This is a genomic window from Pseudomonas sp. 10C3, assembly GCF_036346185.1.
Lineage (GTDB): Bacteria > Pseudomonadota > Gammaproteobacteria > Pseudomonadales > Pseudomonadaceae > Aquipseudomonas.
The window spans coordinates 1-272 of record NZ_JASJVE010000111.1 but is presented as its reverse complement, the minus strand read 5'-3'; the positions used below and the strand labels follow the sequence as shown (position 1 = coordinate 272).

At 61.4% G+C, this 272-nt stretch carries 1 pseudogene; it reads right to left on the bottom strand.

Going from position 1 to position 272, the window contains the following annotated elements:
• Positions 1-272 (bottom strand): annotated as a pseudogene (locus QN399_RS26320) (glycerol-3-phosphate ABC transporter substrate-binding protein); the annotation flags it as partial.

The following is a 272-nucleotide window of genomic DNA, read 5'->3' as shown; positions in this document are numbered from 1 at the left end:
AATGCCCAGTGCGTTGCGTCCTTACTCAGCAATGGCGCGCCCATGACCGCGCTGCTTTGTTCGAGCCAGACCCAGGGGCCTAAATCCGTCACTGCGGGGCATTTGCTGCCATGCGCCTTCAGGGCAACCAAGGCCGTGCCAAAGGCTTCCCAAGTCTCTGGGGCTTGAGTTATCCCGGCTGCCGCGAGCTGATCGGCGTGGCTGTAGAGCACTGCAGTGGACGTTGCAAATGGCTGTGCCCAGACGTTGCCGTCGGCATTGCTGTAGTAGGC